The following is a 25,296-nucleotide window of genomic DNA, read 5'->3' as shown; positions in this document are numbered from 1 at the left end:
CGAGAAATTTTTTAACGCCGCATGAAATGCCGCTATTAAAAGCGGCGGAAAAGGAGGAACACATTCACCCGCATTACACCGCGGGTAAGAATGAGGCGCACATAATACCCTATTTTCCTGTAAACGCAGTGAATCACCGATAAAAAATCGTTATCCTACTTAGAGTTGTAGTTTGAGTTGAGAGAATCCGGACCCTCAGCTATAAACCAAAACTTCAATGACCAACCACACACATTACGCTCAACTCATAAACGAAAAAAGGACCACTACGGTGACTGCATTCCCGAAGACCTCTAAGAATCTGAGCCGCCGCGGCTTCATTGGCGCCTCCACTCTGGCGCCCGCCGCCCTCATGCTCCAGGCAGGCGAAGCCCACGCCGCAGCCAACACCCGCGCACAGCTCGCGGCAGTACACAGCGGCTCCCCCGCACATCAGCTGCTCTACAAGACCGATGAATTCTTCATCGCCCACCGCGGTGCCGGCAACATCAGCCCCGAGCACACCGCCTACGCCTACGCAGAGTCCGTACGCCGCGGCGCCCTCGCCGTCGAAATTTCCGTACGCACCACCAGCGACGGCCAGTTCGTCTGCATGCACGACACCAACATCAAGCGCACCACCGGCGCATCCATGGACGTGCGCGGCCACACCCTCGCCGAACTGCGCCAGCACAAGGTCAACATGCGCCAAAACTTGGGCGAGAAGACCGACCTGTACAACATCCCCACCCTCGAAGAAGCCATCGCAGCGGTTGACGCCGTACCCGCAGGCGGTGAATACGCCTCCGTCGGCGGCAAGAAGGTCGTACTGTTCCTCGAAGCGAAGGACGGCCCCGCACAGGCAGGCCTCGTCAAGTTCATCACCGAACGCGGCCTGCAGCGCCGCACCGTCATCAAGATGTACCGCGACGGCAGCGGCGGCTTCAAACCCACCTCCCGCTACCTGAAGCTTGCCAACTCCGCAGGCTGCGCTACCTGGTGCTACTTCGACGGTGGCGACCCCATCGACAAGATTTCCGCAATGGCACGCCACGAAAACGTGGACGCCATCGGCGTACCCTACTACGAGAAGCCGACCGGCGCTTCCCAGGGCTCCATGAGCGAGGAGAACGTACGCGCCCTCACCGGCCTCGGCAAGGCAGTCATCGTCTGGGAAATCCACCGCCGCTCCGCCTACGAAAAGTACAAGGCACTGGGCGTTAAGGGCTTCATGTGCCCCGACCCCTACTGGGTAATCGGTGACCCCTTCGACGCCAGCGTGAAGATTAAGACCGGCCAGCGTCCCCACGGCATGCTGCCCGCCGACCCCTCCGTCGCAGCGGACATGCCCGACCTGACCGGCGCAGCCATCGTGCACAACCAGCGCTACGACGAATCCGTGCTGCTCGGCCCTCTGGCGAACTACACCACTCGCGACAAGTACACTCTCGACTTCTCCATGAAGTGGACCAGTGCAGTGCCGAAGCAGGATGGTCACTACGGCTACATTGCGTTCGGTCGCGAACACGACGGCGCCTTCGGCATCGGCAAGAAGTTCGCTGCAAAGCAGGAAGACGGCACCTACGTGCTCGCCATCCGCCCCAACTACCGCGGCGGCTCCGTAGCGCAGATTCTCTGCTTCGAACCCAACCAGGCAAGCCCGCGCGTGCTGCACACCATGAAGCTACGCCAGAAGGTCACCACCGGCCAGGCACTGAACTGCAAGATCGTGCTGAACAAGAACAGCTTCTACTACACGGTCAACGGCCAGTACTCCAGCCCCATCAACCACAGCGCCTACCGCGGCCCGTACGTACACTTCGGCCGCTTCCACGGCACCAACGATGGCGGTCCTCTGGAGCTGACTCGAATCGAGGCACGCCAGTCCTGGATCTGAGAGAACCGGTGGGCCTAGTCCACCTGGGTGCCCGCCTCACCGCCGCTCAGCGGTGAGGGCGCGGGTATCGGGCAGAGCGGATGCAACACCGAGCATCCCTTCCGGGCAATGCCTTCCATAATCCTCAGCTAGGACTCTCGCGCGCTGAGCGAGAATCTATCCGAAGGGGGTCGTATCCAACGCGGATGCGGCCCCCTTTGGCGTGCCTGCGGCCTTTCCAGGGTGTGGAGAAGCGCGGGCGAGGGCGTGCAGGCGCGCGGGGCAGGTTCGAGGGGTAGGGGAGCGTGCAGGACTAGAATTAAAAGCGTCAGAGTCGACCGCACCGGCCGCCCCAACCCGAAAGGCACGCCATGACCACCTCACCCGAAAGCTCCGCCGAGAATCCCGCCGCACAGCCCGCCGCGAAATCCGCCCAGCTGCGAGGCCGCACCGAACCGCACATGCAAAGCATCAACATGCCGCAGCGCGAACCCATCGACCCCTACGAACGGCCCTCCTACCCCTTCTTCTACGTGCCCACCGACCTGCTCATCGGCGGTAGCTGGGTCACCGGCGACAACGGCTCCTTCCCCGTACACAACCCCTCCTGCGGCCAAATCCTCGCGCACGTCGCCGACGCCAGCGTCGAACAGGGCATCGAAGCACTCGACGCCGCCTGCGACGCCCGCACCTCATGGGCGGCAACCAGCGTCCGCGAACGCGCCGACATCCTCAACCGCGCCTACACGCTCATGACGCAGCGCACCGAAGTCATCGCCCGGCTCATGACCCTCGAAATGGGCAAGCCCCTCGACCAGTCCCGCGGCGAAGTCGCCTACGCGGCAAACTACCTGCGCTGGTACGCCGAAGAAGCTGCCCGCAACTTCGGCCGCACCGGCCTCGCCCCCGAATCCGGCCTGCAGATCACCACCGTACGCCGCCCCGTGGGCCCCTGCCTGCTGATTACCCCCTGGAACTTCCCGCTCGCCATGGCGGCACGCAAGGTTGCCCCGGCGCTCGCGGCGGGCTGCACCGCAGTGCTCAAGCCCGCCTCTCTGACTCCGCTCAGCTCCCTGTACTTCGCGTCCCTGATGCGTGAGGCGGGCCTGCCGGACGGCGTGCTGAACGTGGTGACCACCTCCCGCACCAGCGAGGTTGTCTCGGCGCTGATGGCTGATGAGCGCCTACGGAAGGTCTCGTTCACCGGCTCCACCGCCGTGGGCCGCACCCTGCTTGAGCAGGCCTCGCAGAACGTTCTGCGCACCTCCATGGAGTTGGGCGGCAACGCACCGTTCATCGTCTTTGAGGACGCGGACATTCCCGCCGCCGTGGAGGGCGCCTACGCGGCGAAGATGAGGAACATGGGCGAGGCGTGCACTGCAGCCAACCGATTCATTGTGCACGAGGACATTGCTGAAGAGTTCACCCGCGCCTTCGTGGAGCGCATGGAGGCGACCGTCGTGGGTGACGGAACCGCCGACGGAACCGACTGTGGACCGCTAATTCAACCTTCAGCGGTTGAATCCATGCTTTTTATGGTTGAAGACGCCCTGGGCAAGGGCGCGCTCCTTGCCTGCGGCGGGTACGTTCCCGAGCTTGAGGAGAACGTTCCGAGCGATACCGGCGGCATGCCCAAGAACCTGAACAAGGGAAACTTCGTGACCCCCACCGTACTGACTGGCGTGACCGATTCGATGCGCGTGTGGCGTGAAGAAATCTTCGGCCCCGTCGCCCCGATTGCCACGTTCAGCGGCTACGGTGAGGAGGGCGAACGCACCGCCCTGAAGCTCGCCAACGACACCGAGTACGGCCTGGCGGCATACGTGTACACGAGCAACCACCCGCGCTTTACGCGCATGGCGGCTGGTCTGGAGTTTGGCCTGATCGGTTACAACTCCGGCGTTATCTCGAACGCTGCGGCACCCTTTGGCGGCGTGAAGCAGTCCGGTATGGGTCGCGAGGGCGGCCCCGAGGGTCTGGAGGAATACACCGAGCTGCAGTACATCGGCGCGCCGAACCCGTTCGCCGGATAAGCCTGTTTGCCGGGTACGGCGGGATGCCGACTGCGACGAACCCTGGACACGGCGAACTTTGGATACAGCGAAGCCCCGGCGGGTACACGAGAAAGGTGCCCGCAGGGGCTTTACGCTGTCTACATCATGCGCGGGTGCTAGAACTGGCTCTGCCTAGAGCTGGGGCAGGAGTTATAGCTGGCACGGGGCTTGTATCTGGTGCAGGGGGTTATAGCTGGCGCAGCGCGAGCAGCTCGCGGCTGAAAGCATCCGCGGGACCCTTGCCGCACGAGTTGGGGCGCGGCTCAAGGGCGACCCGCTCGAAGAAGGTGACCCAGGTGCGTCCGTCGGTGTGGGAGGTGAGTGCCGCCTCCAGAGTGGGGTGTTCGGAGAAATCTTTAGGCGAGAACGCCGCAAAAAATTCAGGGGAGAACTCATTGCTTGTCTCGACGTTCATATCGATGCCCGCCTCGCGGAGCGCAATGAGCGCCTCTGTTGCCGATGTTTCACGTGAAACCAAACCTCCAGAGGTTACTTCTTCACCCTTTTTCTCCAGTTCGAGGCGTACGGCAACCTCCGCCGCCTGCTCCACCGGAGTATCCGTGCTGCGGCCTCGCAGACCGTGCAGTGATGGAATGGAACGACCCGCCAGCGACAGGTACGCAGCCAGCGCCGAAGGCTCCGAGAGGCGACCGTAGGTGTAGCCGGTGGGCAGCATAATGCCGACCGGGGCAAAGCGGTGGCCGCCCGTATGCGAGCACTCCCAGACCGCATTACCCGGCAGGATATCCGCCAGGTGCGCCGCAATGGGGCGACCGCGCAGGGCACAGCAGCGGTCACGCTTGGAGTGGGTGCATACGAGAATGGCGGGGGAATCCATGAGCTCCGCGCCGGTCGCCTGAATCAACTCCTGGGGGTTGCCCAGGGGTAGTTCGAGGAGCTGTTCGGGGGTGCTCACGCTGAACGAGTAGAGCTTCTCCTCACCCGGGGTGCAGAGCGCGTAGAGTACCCGGTGGGTCGGGTCGCCGGATGCATCCGGCGCGCCGTGCAGTACACGCCCTGCCCTGCCCACCTGGCGGATCAGCAGGAACTTCAAACCCGCCTGCGAGACTGCCTCGCCCAACGCCTCCGAAAGTTCCTCACCGAGGGCGGAGCCGTCCAGCACGTCGCGACCCCACTGGCCCACGTGCTCGAGCGCCAGCCAGGCGGTGGCGCGTCCGGCGGTGCCGCCGAGCGCCTCGTCGTCGTAGAGGGAGCAGGAGTCTGCCGGGATGCTCGTGGCGTGGGTGCGGGAGGAGAGCTCGTCCGCGTGCGCGGCACGCAGATTCTTCAGCTCTGCGGGGTTGTCGGCGCGCGGCTCAGGGGTTGCGGGGGTGCAGGATTCAGTCATAGTTCCTCGATTCTACGCCTGCAGGATGTGAATGACTTATGTTGCCCCTGCGCGGTCTAAATGCTGAAAAACAACCGTCTAAGGGTGATTTTTGGGGACTATCGGTCGGTCAACTACTCAGGAAGAAGCGCTAAAGCGACGCGGTAGAGGTGGTCCTTTTCCTTGGGGTTACCGAAGAAGGAGCGGAGCATGTAGCCCTGGAAAATCATCATGAAGGCGTCCGCAGTATCGCGGGCGTAGTCGGTGATGAGCGCCTCCTGCTCGGGGGTGCGCTGCGCCGGGTCGGGGTTGATTTCGTGCAGAACGCGTAGCTGTTCGGCCGCCCAGGGGGTGAGGGTCTTTACGATGATGCCCTGCAATAGGGGCATGATGTTCGCGGTTGCCCTGGCGATTTCGGGCGCGTGGAGCGATTCAAGGCGGATGCGCAGCATGGCGGAGAAGTTCTCGTTAACCATCTGGTTGGTGTAGATGATTTCGAGAATGTCCTGGGGTCCGGCGCCTTCGGGGAGTGTTTCGTAGAGCTTTTTGATGTTTTCGAGGCGTTCGTTGATGGCGGTGGTGAGGATGTCTTCTTTGCCGGAGAAGTGCGAGTAGATGGATCCGGAGGACAGCCCGGAGGCTTTGATGATGTCGCTCATGGAGGTGTTGGTGTAGCCCTTTTCGAGGAAGCAGCTAACGGCGGCTTCGATGATTTGGGCTCGGCGTGCGGCTTTGGTGGCGTCTGTTAGTCGGGGCATGGTTCCAGTTTAGGGAGTGGGCACAAAACTTACAAACACAATGGAAGTTCTTTTTGTGACTTTACAAACAAAATAGCTATTTTGTTTGCACTCGGTAAAAATCGAGAGTAGAGTTCTGACTCGTAAACGAAATAAGCATTTTGTTTGGAGATTGTCATGAACAACGAAACCGCCACCGCAGTCACCGCAGAAGCAGTGACCGCCGCAGCCACCCAAGCTGCCGCATCCCAGAAGATCGCGGCAAAGAGCATTGCAGAAACAAGCACGCAAGAAACCACCGACCGTTCCTCCTGGCTCAAGGTCATCACCACCTCCGTACTATCATCCTTGGTGGTAGCACTCATCGTCCTAGCTTTCACCTGGCCCACCAAGACCATGGAAGCAAAGAACCTGCCCGTCTCTATCGCAGGCCCCGAGGTGACCGTCAGTCAGTTTGAACAGTCCCTCAAAGACCAAGGTATTGAAACCTTCGACTTGAAGCAGGCATCCTCCCGCAAAGAGGCTGAACAGCAAATCAAGCAGCGCGAAACCTACGGCGCAATCATCTTCACCGAAGGCGCCGCCCCCGAAGTGCTGACCGCACCAGCCGCAAACGCCGCAGCAACCCAGATGCTCAACGGTGTTGCCACCCAGCTGAACGCGCAGATTCAGCAGAAGGCACTCGCCGCTAAGACGGAAGCCCTCACCCAGGCGGTGCAGACGGGCGGTGAACAGGGTGCGCAGGCCGCCGCCCAGCTGGAGCAGATGAAGGTGCAGGCCGAGCAGGCATCCGCAATGGCGGTGAAGACCACCGTCGTGGTACCCCTGAGTGAGAATGACTCCTCCGGTTCCGGTATCGCTATCTCCGCATTTCCGCTGGTCATTGGCGGTATTCTCGGCGGTTCCTTCTCCGTACTGCGCGTGAACGGCACCTGGCGCCGCTTCGCCACCGCAACCCTGTACTCCGTCATCGGTGGTGCACTGACCGCCCTGATTCTGAACGTCTGGTTCGGCATCATCCCCGGCGACTTCGCAACCCTGTGGGCTGCGTTCGGCGCTACCTACCTGGCGACCGCCTTCTTCATTGTGGGTGTGGGTGCACTGTCTTCGCCGCTGATTGGTCTCGCAGTAGGCGCGGTCATCACCATGTTCATTGGTAACCCGATTTCGGGCGCAAGTATGCCGAGCGTGTTCCTGCCCGGTGTGTGGGGGCAGATTGGTCAGATGTTGGTGCCGGGTGCCTCCTCGACTCTGCTGCGTTCGATTGCGTACTTCCCGGAGGTTGCAACGAGTGACCAGTGGCTGGTGCTTGGTTCCTGGATTGCGTTCGGTCTGCTGACCGGCGTGATTGGCTGGGCTCTCAAGGAGCGCCGCACCGCAACGGTGGAGGCATAACCACCGCGGGTTGGATAACCGGCGCAACGTAGCCGGCACAATATAGCCGGTACAGCTTAAGAAGGGTGTGTGCCGTGTTCACTGAACACGACACACACCCTTTCGGCATACCGACTATTACCGACTGCTATTCGCTGTTACTGGTTGTCGAGCACGTACTGCTTGAACTGCTCGTCCCGGCGTTTGAATTCTTTGAGCTCATTCTCCAGGGCTGCCTGGTTCTTGGCGACGAGCGGCTTCTGGTACTGCGCTTGCAGGTCGTAGAGCTTCTGCGAACGGCCTATATCCCGGTCGCACTGCGCCTCGATGGTGGCGATTCGAATTTCTTCCTCGGAGGCGACGGCGCTCTGAGGAATATTCTTTTCTTCCTCGACGGTCACCTCACTATCGGGGGTGAGGCCCTTATCCTTGACGCATCGCTTCCACTCGTCGTCAAGAGATTTTTTGAGTTGCCTATCGCCTGCGGCATTTCGGGCGTCGGTCTCCAAACGCGTAAACGTGCTGCTTCCGAAGGGTATCTCTCCAATTTGCTTCATCTCATCGACGGCGCGCTGATAGCATTCGGTGCGGACATCCTTCCCAGGGTCGGATGAGGCGGCAGGGGAGGAGAGGTCCAGCGTATTTGAGTCTTCGCGCTCGTGGAGGCCGTATTTTTGGGCGTGCTCAACGTTCCAGATCCCGTAGGTTCTGCCGAGGTTCCTGCCGGATCCTTCGGTGGGGACGAACATCTCGTAGTGTTGCCCGTGTTCGGCAAAGCACTTTTTGCGGGCGAGCTCAAGGGCTTTGGTGAAGTATTCGCCCTTGCCGGCGGTGTTGTATGCGTCCAGAGGCAGGATCACCCGGTCATTTTCTGTGTCGAAGATTGCTCGGGCGCTTTCATCCTTCTCCAACGTGGGACCGAAGGAGCAAGAAGACAGCACAGTGCTGATGAGGGCAGCCGCCAGGAGCTTTTTCAAAGCTGACATGGTGTATATCCAATCTGTTACGGGGAGCCCGTGGCGTCGCGGCCACAACCCCCTGTAGACCACGCGAACTAGGTGGCCCTGAGAACACTTCTTGAGAAGGTGACTTAACAATACCCCTAGTGGATGCGGGTTTGCGCTCAATAGGGAGGTGCGTGCAGTAGAAAATTTTCTGCCGCTTGGCGGGTTCGGTGCCGGTTGCGGATTTGCCCGGTGAGATTACGGTGAGATTGCGCAGGATAGGTGGGCGCACCTGATTTGGTGCCCCGCCCGCCTCGCGCCACAATGAACACATGACCGCAGAAGACACCACCACACTAACCAGCGCCAGGCTCGACCTCTGGCTCTGGTCAGTGCGCATCTTTAAAACCCGCTCCCTCGCCGCCGACGAATGCAAAGGCGGCCACGTGCGCGTCAACGACGCCCCCGCCAAACCCTCCCAAAAACTCAAAAAAGGAGACGTGGTGCGCGTGCGCTACCCCGGCTGGGAACGCGTCTTCAAAGTTGAAAAACTCCTCGTCAAACGGGTAGGCGCACCCATCGCCGTCACCTGCTACGAAGACCTCTCGGGCCCGCGCCCCGCCTACCTTTCCATGCCTCCGGTCGCTAAACGCGAACGAGGCAGCGGCCGCCCCACCAAGAAGGAACGCCGTGCCCTCGACGAACTGCGCGGCCGAGGCGCCTAAAGCGCATCTCGCAGAGTGCACCCCACCCCGCGCGCAGGCACCCGCGGCGGCGGCGGGGAGTAGCCTAGAAGGATGAGCACACAGAAGCACCCTATTGCTGAACCCGGTAGCACTGCACCCGGCGCGCCCGCGAAGAATACCGCGACGGTAGCGAGCCCCGCCGCGAATACCGCCGCGGGCCCCAGTGCCAACGCCGCTGCGAACACCGCCGAGCCTTCGCTGAACCGGCGCATCCTCGTCCTCGCCGTACCCGCCTTCGGCGCGCTCATCGCCGAACCCATCTTTGTGCTCACCGACTCCGCCCTCATCGGCCAACTCGGCAAGGCAGAACTCGCCGGCATGAGCATCGCCGCCACGCTCGTCACCACGGTCGTGGGCCTCATGAACTTCCTCGCTTACTCCGTCACGCCCGCCGTGGCGCGCGCCTTCGGCGAGAAGAACCTGCGCCGCGCCTGGCAGATTGGCGTGGACGGCGTGTGGGTCGCCTTCGGCCTCGGCATGCTCCTCATGATCGCCGGATACGCCTTCGCAGACCCGCTACTGCGCGGCCTAGGCGCGACCGACGAAACCATGAGATACGCCCTCGACTACCTGCACCACTCGCTCTGGGGCATCCCGCCGATGATGATTATCCTCGCGCAGGTCGGCACGCTCCGCGGGCTGCAAGACACCGTCACCCCGCTCAAAGTCGCCACGGTCGGCACGCTCGTGAACATTGCGCTGAACTGGCTGCTCATCTACCCGGTCGGCTGGGGCGTCGCCGGTTCGGCGACCGGCACCTCCCTCACCCAGTGGGGCATGGCTGCCGCGCTCGGTGTGGTCATGATGCGCGGCACCCGCGAACACGCCGTCCCCTGGGCACCCGACGTCGCCGGCATGCGTTCGGTGCTCTCGCTCGGCTCCTGGCTCATGCTGCGCACCCTGTCCATGCGCATCGCCTCCCTGCTGACCGTGTTCGTCGTGGCACGATTCGGCACCGAACACACCGCCGCATACCAGCTCGGCATGGGCGTATTTAACCTCTTCCTCTACGCCCTGGACTCCCTCGCCATCGCCGCCCAGGCGCTACTCGGCAAGGAACTCGGCGAACGCGACCTCAACGTAGAATCCGAGCGTGCGAAGGTGCGCCAGCTGAAAAACCGGCTGCTCCGCATGAGCCTCATCTACGGCGTTATCACCGGCCTGATCTGCCCGCTCATCGGCTTCTTCGGCTCCTGGATTTTCACGCAGGACGCGCAGGTGGCGTTCCTCTTCACCATCGCCACCGTCATCATTGCGCTCGGCCAGCCCATCGCCGCGTACGTGTTCACCCTGGATGGCATCCTCATGGGCGCGCAGGACGTGAAATACCTGGCAATTGGCTGCTTCATCATGCTCGTGATGTACGTGCCCGTCATGCTCGGCCTGCACTGGGCGGTCGGCGCCGGCACCATGGATGCGCTCGCCGGGTATTGCGGCTTGTGGGCGGCGTATATTCTGTACTTCCAGGGAATCCGCGCGGTCATTTTTGGTCGCCGCGCCTCCTCGGATGTGTGGATGAAAGCCGGTGCCTAAACCCTTCGAACCTAGCTGCTTCGCGCATACGTGCTCTGGGCGTAATGGCTCACAATTAGACCGCCCGCACCCTCCGCGGGTGTAGCATGACAGGGTAATGAAACCCTCATGCAAAGGATGAAACCGTGACCGTAACCCGCGAAGAAGCCCTCGAAATTTTCGCCCGCCGCCGCGCAACCCGCGCCTACGACCCCGACCGCCGCATCAGCGACGAAGACTTCGCCGCAATCCTCGAATTTGCGCGCCTGTCGCCCAGCTCTGTCGGCACCGAGCCGTGGAAGTTCCTGGTCATCCAGGACCCCGAACTGCGCGAAAAGCTCAAGCCGATCGCCTGGGGCATGGCGGGCGCCCTCGACGACGCAAGCCACCTGGTCGTACTGCTGGCGAAGAAGGGCCTGCGCTACGACACCCCGTGGATGCGCCGCACCCTCGAAAGCCGCAATCTCACCGAGGAGCAGATGGAGGCCGCACTCGAACGCTACGGTAACTTCCAGAAGAACGACATGAAGGTCCTGGAAAGCGACCGCGCGCTCTTCGACTGGGCATCCAAGCAGACCTACATCGCCCTGGGCAACATGATGACCGGCGCCGCAATGCTCGGCATCGACTCCTGCCCCATTGAGGGTATGAACTACGAGGCAGTGAACGAGCTGCTCACTTCTGCCGGCCTGTTCGACCCGGAGGAGTACGGCGTGTCCGTTGCTGTGACCTTCGGTTACCGTGCCCGCGAGATTGCCCCGAAGAGCCGCCGCTCCATCGAGGACCTGGTGACCTGGGCATAAGGTTCTACCCGGTTCTCGGCGAGGTTTTGCCGGGCTGCTGAGCTCGTGCTGTTGAGCTCGGGCTTTCGGGCGAGGCGTTTGAGCCAGGCTTTTGAGCTCGTTGTTCAAGCTAGGCGTTCAAGCCGCCGCCCGTGAAAACTGAATATAAAGAAATGCACCGCCTTTACACGGGCGGTGCATTTCTTTATATCTTTTACCGTGCGAAAAGCACGGCGAGATATGCTTTTGAATTTTTCGTTTGAAATCGCGCGGTTTGAAATCGCACGCGGCAATTCATTCTGTACAACGGCAGGGCGCTACTTCCTAAACGCCGTCAGACGCATAGAATTCAGCACCACAAACACCGAACTAAACGCCATAGCCGCACCCGCAATCATCGGGTTCAGCAGGCCCGCCACGGCGACCGGAATAGCCACCGTATTGTAGGCGAACGCCCAGAATAGGTTCGACTTAATGGTGCGCAGCGTAGCGCGGGAGAGGCGCAGCGCCGTCACCACCGAGGCAATATCCGAGCGGGTCAGCACAATATCGGCAGCCTCCGCGGCAACGTCCGTGCCCGAGCCCATCGCAATGCCCAGCTCGGCAAGAGCCAGCGCCGGGGCGTCATTCACGCCGTCGCCGACCATTGCCACGCGGTGACCGGCTTCCTGCAGCTGGCGCACCACCTGCGACTTGCCCTCGGGGGTCACGCCGGCGTACACGTTCTCAGCCGAAATGCCGACCTGCGAGGCGACCGCCTGCGCAACCTGCGGGGCGTCGCCGGTGAGCAGGATGGGCTCCAGACCGAGCTCGCGCAGCTGCGCCATGGTCTCGGCGGCCTCCGGCTTGGGGGTGTCGGCCACCGAAATCATGCCGACCGGCTGCGGGGCGGGAGCGTTTTCTGCGGCCTCGTTATTCGGGGCCTCGCCGCGGGCGACAACCACCGTCGTCAGACCCGCCCGGCGAGCCTGATCCAGCAGGGCCAACTGGGCCTCGCTCAGCTGCGCGCCGGCTGCCTGCAGGTACTCGGGAGTACCCACCACAACCAGCTGGGAGGCGCCACTCTCAGCACCTTCACCCGCGCCGCTCAGCACGCCGCGCACGCCTCCGGGAATACCCTCGAAGTCACTCACGCTCGGTGCCGAAGCACCCTCAGCAAGTACGCCCTGTTCGCGGGCAAAACCGGCAATTGCGCGGGCAATCGGGTGCTCGCTCAGCGCCTCCACGGCGGCTGCATCACGCAGAACAGACAGGGAACGCTCGTTCTTGGAACCGGCGGAATCCGGCGAAATACCGGCCAGGTCACCCGCCGACTCATAGTCGTCAAAAGTGCCGTAGAACGCCACAGACATCTCACCAGTCGTCACGGTACCGGTCTTATCCAGAACCACACGATCAACCGTGCTCGTCGCCTCCAGCACCTGCGCATTACGAATCAAAATGCCCAACTGCCAGCCGCGACCCGTACCCGCCAGCAGAGCCGTCGGAGTCGCCAAGCCCAGGGCGCACGGGCACGCCACCACCAGCACCGACACCGCCGCGTTGAACGCCGCCGCACCGTCACCGGAAATCAGCCACCAGCCGATCAGAGTCAGCGCCGAAATCGTCAAAATCACCGGCACAAACACCGCAGAAACACGGTCCGCCAGGCGAGCAATAGGAGCCTTCGTCTCCTGGGCGCTGGCCACCAGCTCACCCATCTTCGCCAGGGTCGTCTCGGCGCCCACGCGGGTGGCGCGCACCGTCAACGAACCCGAAGTGTTCACCGTGGCACCCGTGACCGTATCGCCCGGATGCACCTCCACCGGCACAGACTCGCCAGTCAACAGGGACGCATCCACCGCCGACGAACCCTCAACCACCACACCATCCGTGGCAATCTTCTCGCCCGGGCGCACCAAGAACAGGTCATCGGGCATGAGATCCTCCACCGGAACCTGCACCTGCTTGGTCACGCCCTGCTTATCGGTGCGCAGCAGAGTCGCCTCCTTCGCACCCATGCTCAGCAGGGTGCGCAGCGCCTCCGAGGAGCGGTGACGGGTGCGGTGCTCAATTGCGCGGCCAATCAGTAAGAACAGCGTCACCATGGACGCCGAATCAAAATACAGCGGCGCATGGTTGCCGGTAAACATCGACCAGAAACTACCGCCCGCATGATGTACATGCGCCGTCAACGCCGGGTTCATGAGCAGCTGCGCCAGCGAATAGAAATACGCCAACACCACGCCGAGAGACACCAGCGTATCCATCGTGGACGAGCCGTGACGGGCATTGATGAGCGCGGCGCGGTGGAACGGCGCGGCGCACCAGAACGCGACCGGCGCGGTCAGAATCGCCACGACCCAGCCCCAGTTCGGGAACTGGAACGCCGGGAACATGGAAATCAGGAAGATGGGCACACCCAAAATCGCCGCATAAATAATGCGGTCAGTGAAGCCGCCGTTCATGCTCGGGGTGCTGTGCTGGTTGCCGCCGCCGGATGCGCTCGCGTTCGTTCCAGCGCCCGCGCGTGGCCCGTTCTTGAGGTGCGCCGTGTAGCCGGCATTGTTGATGGTCTCAACGATCTGCTCGTCGCTCACACCCTCGGGTACGATGACGCGCGCCGACTCCAGTGGCAGGTTCACCGCCGGGTCAACGCCGGGGATTTTGCGGAGCTTACGCTCCACGCGACCCACGCAGGATGCGCAGGTCATACCCTGAATATCCACGTGGATGATTCGGGTTGACTCCGTTGATTTTACGGTCGTTCCGGCGGAATTAAAAAGAGAGCGCTCATTCTGTAACGAGGGCTCACGGGTGGTTAGTGAAGGCTGTGTAGAAGACACAATACTTCCTCAAAACTCAAAAACGGGAGGGTAGAAAAAGGTACACACCAAGCCGGGGGAGGGGCCTCGAAGGACCCCGCCCCGGGCGGTGTTTGGTGCAGTATCAGGGGTGCAGCGTCGAGAGCGCGCGAGGGTGAAGCCACGGGTAAAACCGCGAGGCGGTAAACGCGGCGGCGAGCGTAGGGTTGCGGCTGTGAAAGCGGCGGCTTAGTGGTCGCCGGGCAGCCCATCCGGCCTGCTCGTATGCGGGCGAATACCGGTCACCTTCGCGCCACGATCAGACACACCGTAGGCACGTTTCACGGCAGCCCGCGGGAACGGCGAAGCGTTCGCCTTCTCACGCGCCTTCACGCCCTGCTCGTGCTCGGCGGAACGCTTATTCGCGCTCGTGCCGCTACGTCGCGCCGCACCGGGCGCATCCTCACGCGCCGTGTATTCGGGGCTCTGCTTCACCCACGAATCGACCAGCGCCGCATCCAGATTCATCTGCCTGGCCACGCGGGTGATCGCGTCGCGCAGGTGCATGTTTTCGGCGCCGACAAGGGTGCGGACCGCGCCAACAACCATCGCAATGTACTGCGGAGGGTAAGCCATGATGACTCCTAATCGAGCCGGCTGCCGCGCTAGACGGCGGGGGTGAAGCCAGCCTCTACGATAGCGTCTGCAACAGCCTGGGTGTTGAGGGTGCCCTCGTGCTCAATGGTCACGGTGGAGACGCCGTCCTTGACGACGTCCACGGTCACGCCGGTCACGCCGGGAACTTCGCTGACCTCTTCGCTGACGCTCATAGCGCAGTGGTTGCAGGTCAGGCCGGTTGCCTTAACGGTGGTGGTGCTCATGATGATTTCCTTTCGGTAATGGGTTGAAAACTTGGGGCCGCCCGGTGTTTAGGGGCAGCGTGTTTAGCTGCGCATGAGGCGGGAGATTGCGGCGGTTGCCTCTTTGACCTTGGCCTCTGCGATGGTCGGGTCGCCGGTGCGTTCGGATTCGATGGCGGCGCCGGTCACGCAGTGGCCGATGTGCTCTTCAAGCAGGTTCAGGGAGACGGCGTGGAGCGCCTTGGAGACCGCAGCAACCTGGGTGAGGATGTCGATGCAGTATTTATCTTCGTCGACCATGCGGGCGATGCCGCGGACCTGCCCTTCGATGCGGCGCAGGCGCTTGAGGTGCGCCTCTTTGTTGGAGGTGTAGCCGTGCTGGGTTTCGGGTGCCTCGCCGCCGCAGCATGCGCCGGTGTGCGCCTCGGTGGGCTCCTCAGTGGGGGCGCCGGATGCGGTGCTGACCTGGTTGGATGTGCTGTGGCAGCACTGGTTGCTAGTGGTTTCCATGACTCCAGTATATACCCTAGGGGGGTATCTCGCAAGGGGGTGTTACGGGTTGTGACGCGGTGAGGGTGCGGGGGCTCGTCGATAGGGGGATTCTTCGATAGGTTACGGCCCTTTCGATAGGTTAGTGTCTTCACTGCGGGTTAAAGACCCACGGCGAAGACACTAACCTATCGAAAGTTCTCCCGACCCTCCCCTATGAACGGCGAAAAGCCACATGTGTTTCGAGAAGCCACCAAAGAAGTGGCTTTTCGAAACACATGTGGCTTCTCAGCGTAAGACCCACGGCAGGAGAACGACCTTACATGTCGGGCCAATCGCGGTGTAGCGAATACTCCGTGTCCCCGTCACCGTTATCGTTCAGGTGCCAACGCTGACCGGTACGAATATCGGCCTTGCGCAGGCGCGGGTTCGGATTATCCTTCTTGCCCATCGTGGGGGCTGCCCCGCACCAAGCGGCTGACGCCGCGGTGCTCTGCGCTCGGGACCGCGCGGGCCGATTTCAGAGACTGCCGCCTTGTTGCCCCTGATCTGTAGAAGAGTCATTTTTCTGTTAAACAAAAAAGGCCTGCCGTATGGCAGGTTATTGCGTTGGTGTAGAAAGCTAGGCGTGGAAGTTACCCGAACGCTGGTAGGCGTAGCTAGTATCCGTCTGCCGCGGACGCTCACGAGGGTAGGTGGTGACCGGTTTGCCCGCAGTGTAGTTGGTATCTGTATCGCCGTTGCCGTACTCGATGACATAGGAGGAGGGCATGAGCTCAATTTCGACGTGTCCGGCGAGCATGTCTGCTTCAAGGCGGTAGGGTCCGCCGTCATCGACATAGAAGTTGACCTGATCACCCTTGTAGACGTTGGGGTCGCCTTCTGCCCTGCCAGTGCCTGCGGGGTTGTTATAGGACTGATGCAGGGTCGGCTTACCTGGTTCTAGCGACTCTGCAGCGTGGAGGATTTCCTCCATGACTTCTTCGTAGGTCGGGCCGGTGGGACCCGGGCTGTCGGCACTGGTGAAGGTGCGGGTATCGTCAGGAATGCAACTAGCAGAGGAAGGGCTTCGAGGACTTCCGCGGTCTATAGGAATGCCAGATTCAAGTGACATATTTGTGAACTTGAATGTTCCTCTTCTTCCATCTACAGTTTCGCATGACATAATATTGTGATTTTCATTGGCGTAGGTAACTTTTATGCCGTTTCCTTGATTTACTGTGGTATAGGTATATTGTGATTGACCTGATTGGTTGGTATTCTCGTTTCCAGAATTAACATTTTCAGTATTATTTCCAGATGTTTCACTACTTTTATCTCTGATTTTCTGCCTAGAAGTTTTATTTTGACATATTGCGGCTTTATTTCCTGATGAGCATTCTACAGTGTTTGAATCTGCAAATGCGTAAGTCGACGTTGAAGATAGAATCTGAAGACCTGCGATAGAGACTGCGAGGTATTTTCGAAATTGAGACATTACTAGTCATCAACTCCTTCGTAGCCCATAATTTCCCACTTTTTTCCGTTATGCTTCAATTCGTATTTGAAAGTGTCATTGGTCTTATCGTCGTTATTCCATCCACGCCAGCTACCATCATATTCAACATACATCTCGCGATTCCACTCTCGGTATGCCTTCCAGAAATAAGTCTCTCCATCTTCGGACCACGGCGCACCATCAGCACGCAGGTTTTCTATTCCGTCAATTACCCAACCTCCGCGTCGGTAGAGATTTTCAATATCATCGTATTCTTTTAGTTCAATTTCAAAAGTCGGTGAAATGAACTGACGAGCCATTGAATAGTCACCAGTCTGCACGCCATAATTACCCCATTTAATCCACGCATCCATTGTTTTGCGAAGACCCTCCAAAGATTTTTCGCGATATCCGTCTTCAGGAGCGTTAGGCTTCGGCACATTCTGTGCCGGACCGTACTTATCCGCCGGGCGGTACTCGCCGTCGGGTGCCTTTGATCCGCCCGAGTAGCCGCGGACAGTAGACGGGGTCGCGCTAGCCGAAGGCGACTCAGGTGCTGCCGTAGACGCCGAAGCGGTCTCGCTCGGCGCGGCGGAGGCGGTGGCTGCCGCCTCGTTATTTGCCTGCTGGCCGCACGCCGCAAGCAGGGCACCCAGGCCCACAAGTGCGCCGCTGCCCAACAGGGTACGGCGATTAAAGATGGTCGAATCCATAGAAGATACGCTCCTATCATCGGTGACGGTGTGATATATGTGCATGTCAGGCCATTATTGGTAGGTCAAGCTGACCACCGGAAGGAAAACAGCCCCGTAGCGCACCCAACAAACGCATCAATGCGTCATGGAACACTACAGTTACCACCCTACCGTATGTTTACGGTCGTTTGCATTCTTTTGAGGGTGGTGGCGGTGGTTGGTCATTATTTAGGCTTCTCAATGTTTTATGCATCAAATATCTCTGCTCCCGCGGAGGTGCAGCCCCTGCAAAATTTGTGCCATGGTTTAGCGTCTTCGACCATGGCTTTTAACTACGACCAAAGACACTAACCTATGGCACAAATCCGTAACCCATGACCGAATCTCCGGCTGCGCCAGGTAGGTGAGAGCTGGTTATGGGTTATGCCTTAGCCTTTTCGTCGATAGGTTAGTGTCTTCACTGCGGGTTAAAGACCCACGGAGAAGACACTAACCTATCGAAAACCTCGGTCTAAAAAGCAGGCGGCCCTGAATATTCAAACATTCGGGGCCGCCTGCTGCGGTTATTCAGCGCCTACGAGGCAATCTTCGCGATCTGGAACATGGACGCCGGCATCGGCCGGTCCAACGACCAGCGAATATGCATCGGCTTGGAGCCCTCGTGAGAAATGTATTTCACGGTGCCCAGGCACATGTAGGGTTCGGGGCCGAGCCTATTCTCCCTGTGCTGGCGGGCGAAGAGCACGATGCGTCGGCCTCGCTCCTCGTGGTGTTGGAAGAGCTGACCCGTCGGACTTTCGGGGGTTGTCGCGCTCTGTGAATCCCATGCGAACTCGTCAGTGCTGATGGCGTAGTCCTTGTACATGGTGGCCGGGGAGAAGTGCTTCTCAGATTTCTCCAGCGTCACCAGTAGCGCGGTGGTGTTCGTCGGGTCGAAGGGTACAACACCGTTGACCACGCCGCCGGGTACTTTGAAGTTCTCCTCCTGGCCGCCCAGTCCGGCGAATAGTTCCTCGCGGGAGTAGAGGGCGTGAGTGCGCAGGGGGACGCCTTCACCCTCAAAGAGCGGCAGGGTGGAGGTGGTATCCGTACCGGCGTTGAAGTTCCAGACGCTCTCCATCTCCTGCAGCATACCGCGGTTCTTGCGCAGAGTTGCCAGGCCCTCGTCGAGGCTGAACTTCTTGGTAGAACCGTCCCACTTGGCCTTCGGCCAGATGGAGAACAGGAGCATCCATGCGTGGCGGCGCTGTTCTTCGGTCATGTCCTGTTCCAGGATGTCGGTGTTCAGTAGCTCCAGGTATGCGTTAATGCGGAACGTGTCGTGCACGTGTGTGAGTGCCTTGACGCGCTTATTCGTCTCGACAGCCACATTGTCCTGGAAGGGAACTACCAGGTCGGGGTACAGTTCACTCGCGGCCTGGAGGCTGGTCCAGGTTGTTGCGACGGGCTTAGTGATACCGGGCAGGGGCACCTTGCTACTACGGCCGTAAATCTGCGGCAGTCCCAACCCGTAGCGGTTGATGAAGTCAATGACGGTGGGGCGAACATCGGGTTCCGTGGAGTTTCGGCGCATATCTTCCAGGTAGCTCTTTGCGGTGTCGATGAGGGCGTTCTGGTTCATGCGTAGGGACTCGCGAATCTTCTGGATGACCTGCTTCTGAGTCAGCTCGTCCAGATGAAAGTGACAGCCAGCCGGCAGTTCAGGGCTCTCAATGTCCCGCTCGGTCAAGGTACCATGCCGTGCAAAGGCGCGGTACTTGTGGTGAACCATGAAGTTCTTGTTCTGGTGTCCCACAAAGTCGAGGACCGTCAGAACAGACTTCAACGGTGCACGGCGCAGACCGCGGCCCAGTTGTTGCAGGAAGAGGGTGAGCGACTGGGTGGGGCGCAGCATCAGGAGGGTGTCGACGCTCGGAATATCGACGCCCTCGTTGAATAGGTCCACGGTGAAGATCGTGGTCAGCTCATGCGCTTCGTCTGCAAGGTTCTTCATCACCTTGGCGCGCTCCTCGGCGGAATCTGTACCGACCAAGACGCCAGCGGGAATACCCACCTCGTTGAACTTCTGCGCCATGTATTTGGCGTGCTTCACATTCACGCAGAACCCGAGCGCCTTCATGCGCAGGGGGTTGTCAACCTTCTCGCGTAGCTCTTCCACGATGATGCGCAGGCGGCGTTCGGCCTCGTCCTTGGTGTACAGGTTCTCAAGGGCCTTTTCATCGTATCGGCCACCCCGAACATTAATACGGCGCAGGTCGGTGCCGTCGGCAATACCGAAGTACTGGAAGGGTACGAGGAGGTGGTCTTCGAGTGCGTCCCACAGGCGGATGGAGGTTGCCACGTAGCCGCCAAAGTACTTGTCGGCGATGTTCACCCCGTCTTCTCGTTCGGGGGTTGCGGTCAGGCCGATAAATTCGCGGGGCTCAAAATAGTTGAAAACTTTGTCCCAGCTGGCGGCCTTAATGTGGTGACATTCGTCCATGATGATGACGTCGAAATAGTCCGGTGCATAATTTTTGAGGGCGGCACCTGACAACGTCTGAATGGTCGCAAAAACAGCCTCATTGTATTCAGGCTTTTTGCCGCCGGTCAGGAGCTCACCGAAATTACCTTTTAGCATGACGTCGCCGAAAGTGCGGCGCGCCTGGTCAAGGATTTCTTTGCGGTGCGCAATAAAAAGCAGCTTCAGCTTTTTGCCGGACTGCTCGCAGAGGCGCCTGTAATCGAGAGCCGAGAACACGGTTTTGCCGGTGCCGGTTGCGGCCACGGCGAGGTTGCGGTGACGACCCTTAGAACGAGCGTTCTGCATTTCTTCAAGCATGCGCACCTGATGCGGGAACGGATGCACATCCAGCAGGGACGAGTCGATATCGTACTCTAGGCCCTTGCTTTTACGGCCGGTAATATCGGCCTTGGCTAGGGCAGTGTCGAGCTCCTGCTTCTCCTGGTCAGAGGCGGTGTAAGAGGTGAAATCACCGCTCTTCCAGTAGCTTTCAAACAGGCCTTCAAACTGGCGGATCAGGCCGGGTGTAATCGGGTTAGAGATGCGAACATTCCACTCCAGGCCGTCGGTGAGTGCGGCACTGGACAGGTTCGAGCTGCCCACATAGCCGGTGGACATGCCGGTATTGCGGTGGAACAGCCAGGCCTTCGCGTGCAGGCGGGTGCTGTCACCCTGGTAGCTGATTTTCACCTCGGCACCGTACTCTTCAACGAGGCGGTCGATAGCCTTGCGGTCGGTCGCGCCCATATAGGTGGTGGTAATAATGCGGAAAGGAATACCGCGATTTTTAATAGCTTTAAGCTGCTCACTCAAACTATTAACGCCGGACATTTTAAGAAATGAGCAGAGCAAATCTACGCGGTCTGCACTTTCTAATTCTTTCTGAATTTCAGTATTGAGATTCAGGTCTTTAGAAGTATTCGTCATTAGAGCAACATCGCTCAGAGGAATATCGGGGCGCGTAGTTTTTGCGTCAGTGAGGGCGAGCTCGCGCATCTGAATTACGTTGCTGTCGTCATCGGTCAGCAACGAATCGTTCTGCTCTTCGGCATCCTGCGGTAGGAGCTCCATCATGCGGTTGATGAGTTCCACCTGGTCTGCGGGGGTTTTGAGGCTTTCGAGGGCGAGGGCCAGCTGGGTGGCGAAGAACTGGGCGAGCAGTTCGGGGATGTTGTAGTCGTCCTTTTTGAGGATTTCTTCCTGCCATTGTGCGCCTTCGGGGATGGCGCGGCTCATGAGCGATGCGCTCTTGAGGTGTTCGTAGAGCCCCAGGGGGAGAGTTTCGTCAGTCGTGGTCATAGCAGCAGCCTAGCAGCCCGGGCGGTTTGCTGCTGCTTGGGTGGTCATCGGCTCACGGGGTAGGGGTGGTGGAATCCTGTAATTACAAAAATTCTGCCCTGCATCTTCCTCGAAAAGCCACATGTGTTTCGAGAAGCCACGTAATATGTTGCTTTTCGAAACACATGTGGCTTCTCGGCGATTAAACTCGGCGCACCAAACACCCGCCCCGCACGCAGAACGCACCAGTCAAAACGCTATTGATTCGCATCACACACCGGCGTTCTTAGGTATCCTTGGGGTAACACCCAGACAGAAGCCCGCCCTCCACCTCGAAAGGGGCCGCATGAAAACCTTCTGGACTAACCTACCCCTCACCATCCGCGCGGCAGTCATCTTCTGCTACGCCTACGCCGCGGTGCGCATCCTCAACCTCTTCTATGAGGCAGGCACCGCACCGTTGACCCCGCGCACGCTCCTTGACGGTGCCCTCACCGTCGCGCTCGTCGTCGGCGCTCTCGCCCTGTACCTGGGTAACGCCCTGGGTGCCGCTCTACGCGCCCGGCGAGAAGGCTACGAGCCCCGCCCGGTCGGCATCATCGTCGCCTACGCGCTTTTCGTGGCGGTGTGCACCTACCTTATCTGCCGCCTCATCGCCTACACCGTGGAGGCGGGGCTCACCTGGCTCTTCCCGCCCGCCCTCGGCCCGGTTCTGACCGCCGTGGGCATGGCTGGTCTTGGCGTGATTAACTATGTGCGCCTCGACCGAGCATATCCCGACCGCCGCAAAGACTAACCGGGGGAGCGGCCCCCAAAAAAATCCCTGTAATTACAAAAAATCTCCCGCACCGGGTGGAGCACACCTCCAAGGCATGCCCCGCCCAGTGCGGGAGATTTCTATATCAACGGAACGCCGCAGCCTTCACGCTACAGCGCCGCGTGCACCTTACAGGCTCTGTGCCTGAATTGCGGTGATCGCAACGGTGTTGATGATGTCCTCAACGGTGGTACCGCGCGACAGGTCGTTCACGGGCTTACGCAGACCCTGCAGAACCGGGCCCACAGCGGCAGCACCCGAAGACTGCTGAACAGCCTTGTAGGTGTTGTTACCGGTGTTCAGGTCGGGGAAGACGAACACGGTAGCCTGACCAGCGACCTCGCTGCCGGGCAGCTTGGTCGACGCAATGGACATGTTCGATGCAGCGTCGTACTGAATCGGGCCCTCGACCGCGAAGTCGGGGTTCGATGCGCGCACGAGCTCGGTTGCCTCACGCACAACGTCCACGTCTGCGCCAGCGCCGGAGGTGCCGGTCGAGTAGGACAGCATAGCAACCTTGGGGGTCACGCCGAACTGGCGTGCAGTCTCTGCGGATGCCTTCGCGATGTCGGCGAGCTGCTCTGCGTTGGGGTTCGGGTTCACTGCGCAGTCGCCGTAGACCAGAACGCGGTCTTCCATCAGCATCAGGAAGACGGAGGAGACGATCTTGGTGCCGGGTCGGGTCTTGATGAACTCGAGCGAGGGGCGGATGGTGTTCGCGGTGGTGTTCACAGCACCGGAAACCATGCCGTCGGCGATGCCCTTGTAAACGAGCATGGTGCCGAAGTACGAGGGGTCGGTCATGCGCTCGCGGGCAGCCTCAATGGTGACGCCCTTGTGTGCACGCAGCTCAGCGTAGGTTGCTGCGAAGTCTTCGGTGTACTCGTTGTTTTCGATGTCGATGATACGAACGGTGCTGGGCAGTTCGATACCTTCGGCCTGGCAGATCTCTGCGATCTTGGCGGGGTTGCCGAGCAGGATCAGGTCGCAGAAGTCGCGGCGTGCAATGATTTCGGATGCACGCAGGATTCGCACGTCGTAACCCTCGGGCAGGACCACGGAGCGGCGGTTTGCGCGTGCGGTCTCGATGAGGTTGTGCAGGAAGCGCAGCGGGGTCATGGATGCGGGGCGCTCAATTTCGAGGCGTGCGAGCAGTTCGTCCTTGTTAACGTGCTCGTCCCAGCCGCCCATTGCTGCTGCGAGCTTGCGCTGGTGACCGCTTTCGAGGGTGCCGCGGACGCGGGAGACTGCGCGTGCAGACTTGAAGGTGTCCTTGGTGGTGGACAGCACGGGGAACGGTGCGTTGTCGATGAGGGAGCCGACTGCGGTGTTCTTGCCGGGCAGTGCGTCCAGGCCGCCGGTGAGCAGCACGCCGGAGGGCGCGGGGAAGGTCGGTGCCAGTGCGGATGCGAGGGTTGCTGCAACGATGTCTGCACGGTCGCCGGGGACGATGACGAAGTCGCCGTCAACGAACTGGTTGAGGAAGTTGGAGACGTTCATTGCTGCGACCTTGATGCCGTGGATGTCGCGGCCGAGGTCTTCCGCCTTGATGCCTTCGGTGTCGAGCTTGAGGGCTTCGGCAACTTCACCGACGGTGGGTGCGTTCAGTTCGGGGATTTCGGGCAGCACGTAGACGGGCAGGTTTGCGTCGCCGCGCTTGACGGAGTTTTCGATCTCGTCGCGCAGTTCGGGTTCTGCGCGGCCGACGATGATTGCGAGCAGGTCTGCCTTGGAGGCGAGCAGTTCGGTGCGTGCCACGTCGACTGCGGTGACTGCTTCTTCGACGGTTGCTTCCTGCGCGCCGACGATTGCGACGACGGGCAGGCCGAGGTCACGGGCGATCTGGACGTTCAGGTCGAATTCGACTGAGAGCGCGTTGGCGGGCAGGTAGACGCCGTCGACGATTACGACGTCGCTGTTTGCTGCGACCTTTTCGTAGGCGGAGACTGCGCGTGCGGAGATTTCTTCGGTGTCGCCTTCTGCGATGAGTGCGAGTGCGTCGGTCATGGAGACTGCGCCGCCGACCTGCTCTTCGGTCAGGCCGAAGTGTTCACGGATGAGGCGTGCCATGGGGTCGTCGGAGATGGTTGCGCCGTCGAAGACGGGGCGGAAGAAGCCGACGCGGTCTGCGCGCTTGATGAGGGAGTCTGCTAGACCCAGGGCTACGAGGGACTTGCCCGAGTTCTGGGACATAGCGGAGAGGTAAAGACCGGTGGTCATTGTTTTACTGTCCTTCTATGCGATGTTCGGCGCTGGGTCCCGCGGTTGCGCAGGGGTGTATATGCTCCTGTGCGCGGGTGCGTCGAGCTTATATGTCATCTTCTATCTTAAGGCGTTGTGGGGGTGGTGCCTAACAGGGTGTGCGGTGCGCTGCGTCATGTGGGCGGGCTGTTTCCCTGCTATGGTGTGCCGTTTAGGGGTTGGGGATGCGCGCGTACCGTACGCTGTGGCCGGGCGCCCAGATGCCGCGTGCCTCAAATTCGATGCTGTTGCGCTGGTAGCCGAGCCGCTCGTAGAAGGAGAGCGCTCGTTCGTTTTCTGCCATGACCCACAGGTAGGAGTTTTCGTCCGGGTAGATGACGGACTCGTAGAGTGCCTGACCGAGGCCGGTGCCGTGCATATGGTTGAGGGTGTACAGGTGCGCGAGTTTACGGGTGCCTGCAGGCAGTTCGGGGAGGGACTCGGCGCGTTCGAGTTCCCAGGAGGAGGGCTCACACAGGGAGAGCGCCAGGCCGACCGGCTTATCCCAGTCGATGCGTACGCCGATGGAGCAGGAGAGCCCGCCGTCGGGGGTCCAGCCGGGCACCTCATAGGCGAAGAAGCCGCGCACGGTGGGGGAGGAGAGGTGGCGGTGGAAGTCTTCGAGGTATTCGTTGCGTTCGGCGCGGTGGCGGGCGGTGAAGCTTTCCCCGAGCGCGTCGAAGTAGATCGGGTCGTAGGTTTGCTCCATGCAGTCCAGCTGCAGGTTGACGTATTTTTCGGCGTCGGTCGGTTCAATTGGTGCGAGCGCATAGCGGCCCTGACATACAAATCCCATGGGTTCTAGTCTACTCAGCCGGCCCC

The 25,296-nt window shown here is 60.6% G+C and carries 20 protein-coding genes; 7 read left to right on the top strand and 13 right to left on the bottom strand.

Translation table 11 applies throughout. From position 1 onward, the window contains the following. Nucleotides 1-271: 271 nt before the first annotated feature. Both HMPREF2942_RS07215 and HMPREF2942_RS07210 read left to right on the top strand, forming a co-directional pair. Nucleotides 272-1,876: a glycerophosphodiester phosphodiesterase gene (locus tag HMPREF2942_RS07215; RefSeq protein WP_070688747.1), complete on the top strand. Its 1,605-nt coding sequence runs from the start codon at nt 272-274 to the stop codon at nt 1,874-1,876. Nucleotides 1,877-2,226: 350 nt separating this feature from the next. Beyond that, complete coding sequence (locus HMPREF2942_RS07210; protein WP_070688746.1) at nt 2,227-3,888, top strand: NAD-dependent succinate-semialdehyde dehydrogenase; 1,662 nt, start codon at nt 2,227-2,229, stop codon at nt 3,886-3,888. Nucleotides 3,889-4,096: 208 nt separating this feature from the next. On the opposite strand, the gene HMPREF2942_RS07205 is transcribed toward HMPREF2942_RS07210, so the two are convergent. Both HMPREF2942_RS07205 and HMPREF2942_RS07200 read right to left on the bottom strand, forming a co-directional pair. Further along, nucleotides 4,097-5,257, bottom strand: coding sequence for a sucrase ferredoxin (locus HMPREF2942_RS07205; protein ID WP_070688745.1), 1,161 nt, complete (start codon nt 5,255-5,257; stop codon nt 4,097-4,099). Between the two features lie 113 nt (nt 5,258-5,370). Continuing rightward, the gene (locus HMPREF2942_RS07200; protein WP_049338599.1) at nt 5,371-5,994 is read right to left on the bottom strand and encodes a TetR/AcrR family transcriptional regulator; all 624 of its coding nucleotides are present in this window, start codon (nt 5,992-5,994) and stop codon (nt 5,371-5,373) included. 156 nt (nt 5,995-6,150) lie between these two features. Here HMPREF2942_RS07200 and HMPREF2942_RS07195 point away from each other — a divergent pair, with 156 nt between their 5' ends. Beyond that, nucleotides 6,151-7,368 carry an ABC transporter permease gene (locus HMPREF2942_RS07195; RefSeq protein WP_233992306.1) on the top strand — a complete coding sequence of 406 codons (1,218 nt, stop codon included), beginning with the start codon at nt 6,151-6,153 and terminating at the stop codon, nt 7,366-7,368. Between the two features lie 137 nt (nt 7,369-7,505). Here HMPREF2942_RS07195 and HMPREF2942_RS07190 read toward each other — a convergent pair whose 3' ends face one another. Next, nucleotides 7,506-8,333, bottom strand: a complete 828-nt coding sequence (locus HMPREF2942_RS07190; protein ID WP_070633604.1) for a UDP pyrophosphate synthase — start codon at nt 8,331-8,333, stop codon at nt 7,506-7,508. 290 nt (nt 8,334-8,623) lie between these two features. Between HMPREF2942_RS07190 and HMPREF2942_RS09275 the strand changes: the two genes are divergently transcribed. The 3 genes from HMPREF2942_RS09275 (at nt 8,624) to HMPREF2942_RS07175 (ending at nt 11,352) form a co-directional block, all read left to right on the top strand. Next, nucleotides 8,624-9,016 carry an RNA-binding S4 domain-containing protein gene (locus tag HMPREF2942_RS09275; RefSeq protein ID WP_070633606.1) on the top strand — a complete coding sequence of 131 codons (393 nt, stop codon included), beginning with the start codon at nt 8,624-8,626 and terminating at the stop codon, nt 9,014-9,016. A 72-nt stretch (nt 9,017-9,088) separates the two neighbouring features. Next, nucleotides 9,089-10,570 (top strand): MATE family efflux transporter, encoded by a 1,482-nt coding sequence (locus HMPREF2942_RS07180; RefSeq protein WP_083313472.1) that lies wholly within the window; start codon nt 9,089-9,091, stop codon nt 10,568-10,570. A gap of 125 nt (nt 10,571-10,695) precedes the next feature. Further along, nucleotides 10,696-11,352 (top strand): NAD(P)H-dependent oxidoreductase, encoded by a 657-nt coding sequence (locus HMPREF2942_RS07175; RefSeq protein WP_049332370.1) that lies wholly within the window; start codon nt 10,696-10,698, stop codon nt 11,350-11,352. A gap of 296 nt (nt 11,353-11,648) precedes the next feature. On the opposite strand, the gene HMPREF2942_RS07170 is transcribed toward HMPREF2942_RS07175, so the two are convergent. The 8 genes from HMPREF2942_RS07170 to HMPREF2942_RS07140 all read right to left on the bottom strand — a co-directional run bounded on the left by HMPREF2942_RS07170 (nt 11,649) and on the right by HMPREF2942_RS07140 (nt 21,437). Further along, nucleotides 11,649-14,159 (bottom strand): heavy metal translocating P-type ATPase, encoded by a 2,511-nt coding sequence (locus HMPREF2942_RS07170; RefSeq protein ID WP_070688744.1) that lies wholly within the window; start codon nt 14,157-14,159, stop codon nt 11,649-11,651. A gap of 204 nt (nt 14,160-14,363) precedes the next feature. Next, nucleotides 14,364-14,750, bottom strand: coding sequence for a hypothetical protein (locus HMPREF2942_RS07165; protein ID WP_005507683.1), 387 nt, complete (start codon nt 14,748-14,750; stop codon nt 14,364-14,366). A 29-nt stretch (nt 14,751-14,779) separates the two neighbouring features. Further along, a complete protein-coding gene (locus HMPREF2942_RS07160) occupies nt 14,780-14,995 on the bottom strand; it encodes a heavy-metal-associated domain-containing protein (protein ID WP_044150011.1) in 216 nt (71 codons plus the stop codon). Between the two features lie 63 nt (nt 14,996-15,058). Next, entirely contained in the window at nt 15,059-15,484 is a 426-nt protein-coding gene (locus HMPREF2942_RS07155; protein ID WP_070688743.1) for a metal-sensitive transcriptional regulator, read from the bottom strand. 298 nt (nt 15,485-15,782) lie between these two features. Beyond that, entirely contained in the window at nt 15,783-15,914 is a 132-nt protein-coding gene (locus HMPREF2942_RS09585; protein ID WP_256370754.1) for a hypothetical protein, read from the bottom strand. Between the two features lie 171 nt (nt 15,915-16,085). Then, nucleotides 16,086-16,577, bottom strand: coding sequence for a hypothetical protein (locus HMPREF2942_RS09545; protein ID WP_246824391.1), 492 nt, complete (start codon nt 16,575-16,577; stop codon nt 16,086-16,088). A gap of 365 nt (nt 16,578-16,942) precedes the next feature. After that, on the bottom strand, nt 16,943-17,653 hold the full coding sequence (locus HMPREF2942_RS07145) for a DUF6318 family protein (RefSeq protein WP_070688742.1): 711 nt from the start codon (nt 17,651-17,653) through the stop codon (nt 16,943-16,945). A gap of 556 nt (nt 17,654-18,209) precedes the next feature. Continuing rightward, on the bottom strand, nt 18,210-21,437 hold the full coding sequence (locus HMPREF2942_RS07140) for a DUF3427 domain-containing protein (protein ID WP_070688741.1): 3,228 nt from the start codon (nt 21,435-21,437) through the stop codon (nt 18,210-18,212). Nucleotides 21,438-21,762: 325 nt separating this feature from the next. On the opposite strand from HMPREF2942_RS07140, the gene HMPREF2942_RS07135 reads away from it, so the two are divergent. Then, nucleotides 21,763-22,212: a hypothetical protein gene (locus HMPREF2942_RS07135; RefSeq protein ID WP_070665611.1), complete on the top strand. Its 450-nt coding sequence runs from the start codon at nt 21,763-21,765 to the stop codon at nt 22,210-22,212. A gap of 150 nt (nt 22,213-22,362) precedes the next feature. Here HMPREF2942_RS07135 and pta read toward each other — a convergent pair whose 3' ends face one another. Together pta and HMPREF2942_RS07125 are read right to left on the bottom strand one after the other, a co-directional pair. Next, nucleotides 22,363-24,453 (bottom strand): phosphate acetyltransferase, encoded by a 2,091-nt coding sequence (pta, locus tag HMPREF2942_RS07130; protein ID WP_070688740.1) that lies wholly within the window; start codon nt 24,451-24,453, stop codon nt 22,363-22,365. A 193-nt stretch (nt 24,454-24,646) separates the two neighbouring features. Further along, nucleotides 24,647-25,270 (bottom strand): GNAT family N-acetyltransferase, encoded by a 624-nt coding sequence (locus tag HMPREF2942_RS07125; protein ID WP_070688739.1) that lies wholly within the window; start codon nt 25,268-25,270, stop codon nt 24,647-24,649. Between the last annotated feature and the right edge of the window lie 26 nt (nt 25,271-25,296).

The organism is Rothia sp. HMSC071C12 (assembly GCF_001813895.1).
Classification (GTDB): domain Bacteria; phylum Actinomycetota; class Actinomycetes; order Actinomycetales; family Micrococcaceae; genus Rothia; species Rothia mucilaginosa.
The sequence above is the reverse complement of the archived record's forward strand: the minus strand, read 5'-3'. Positions and strand labels throughout refer to the sequence as shown.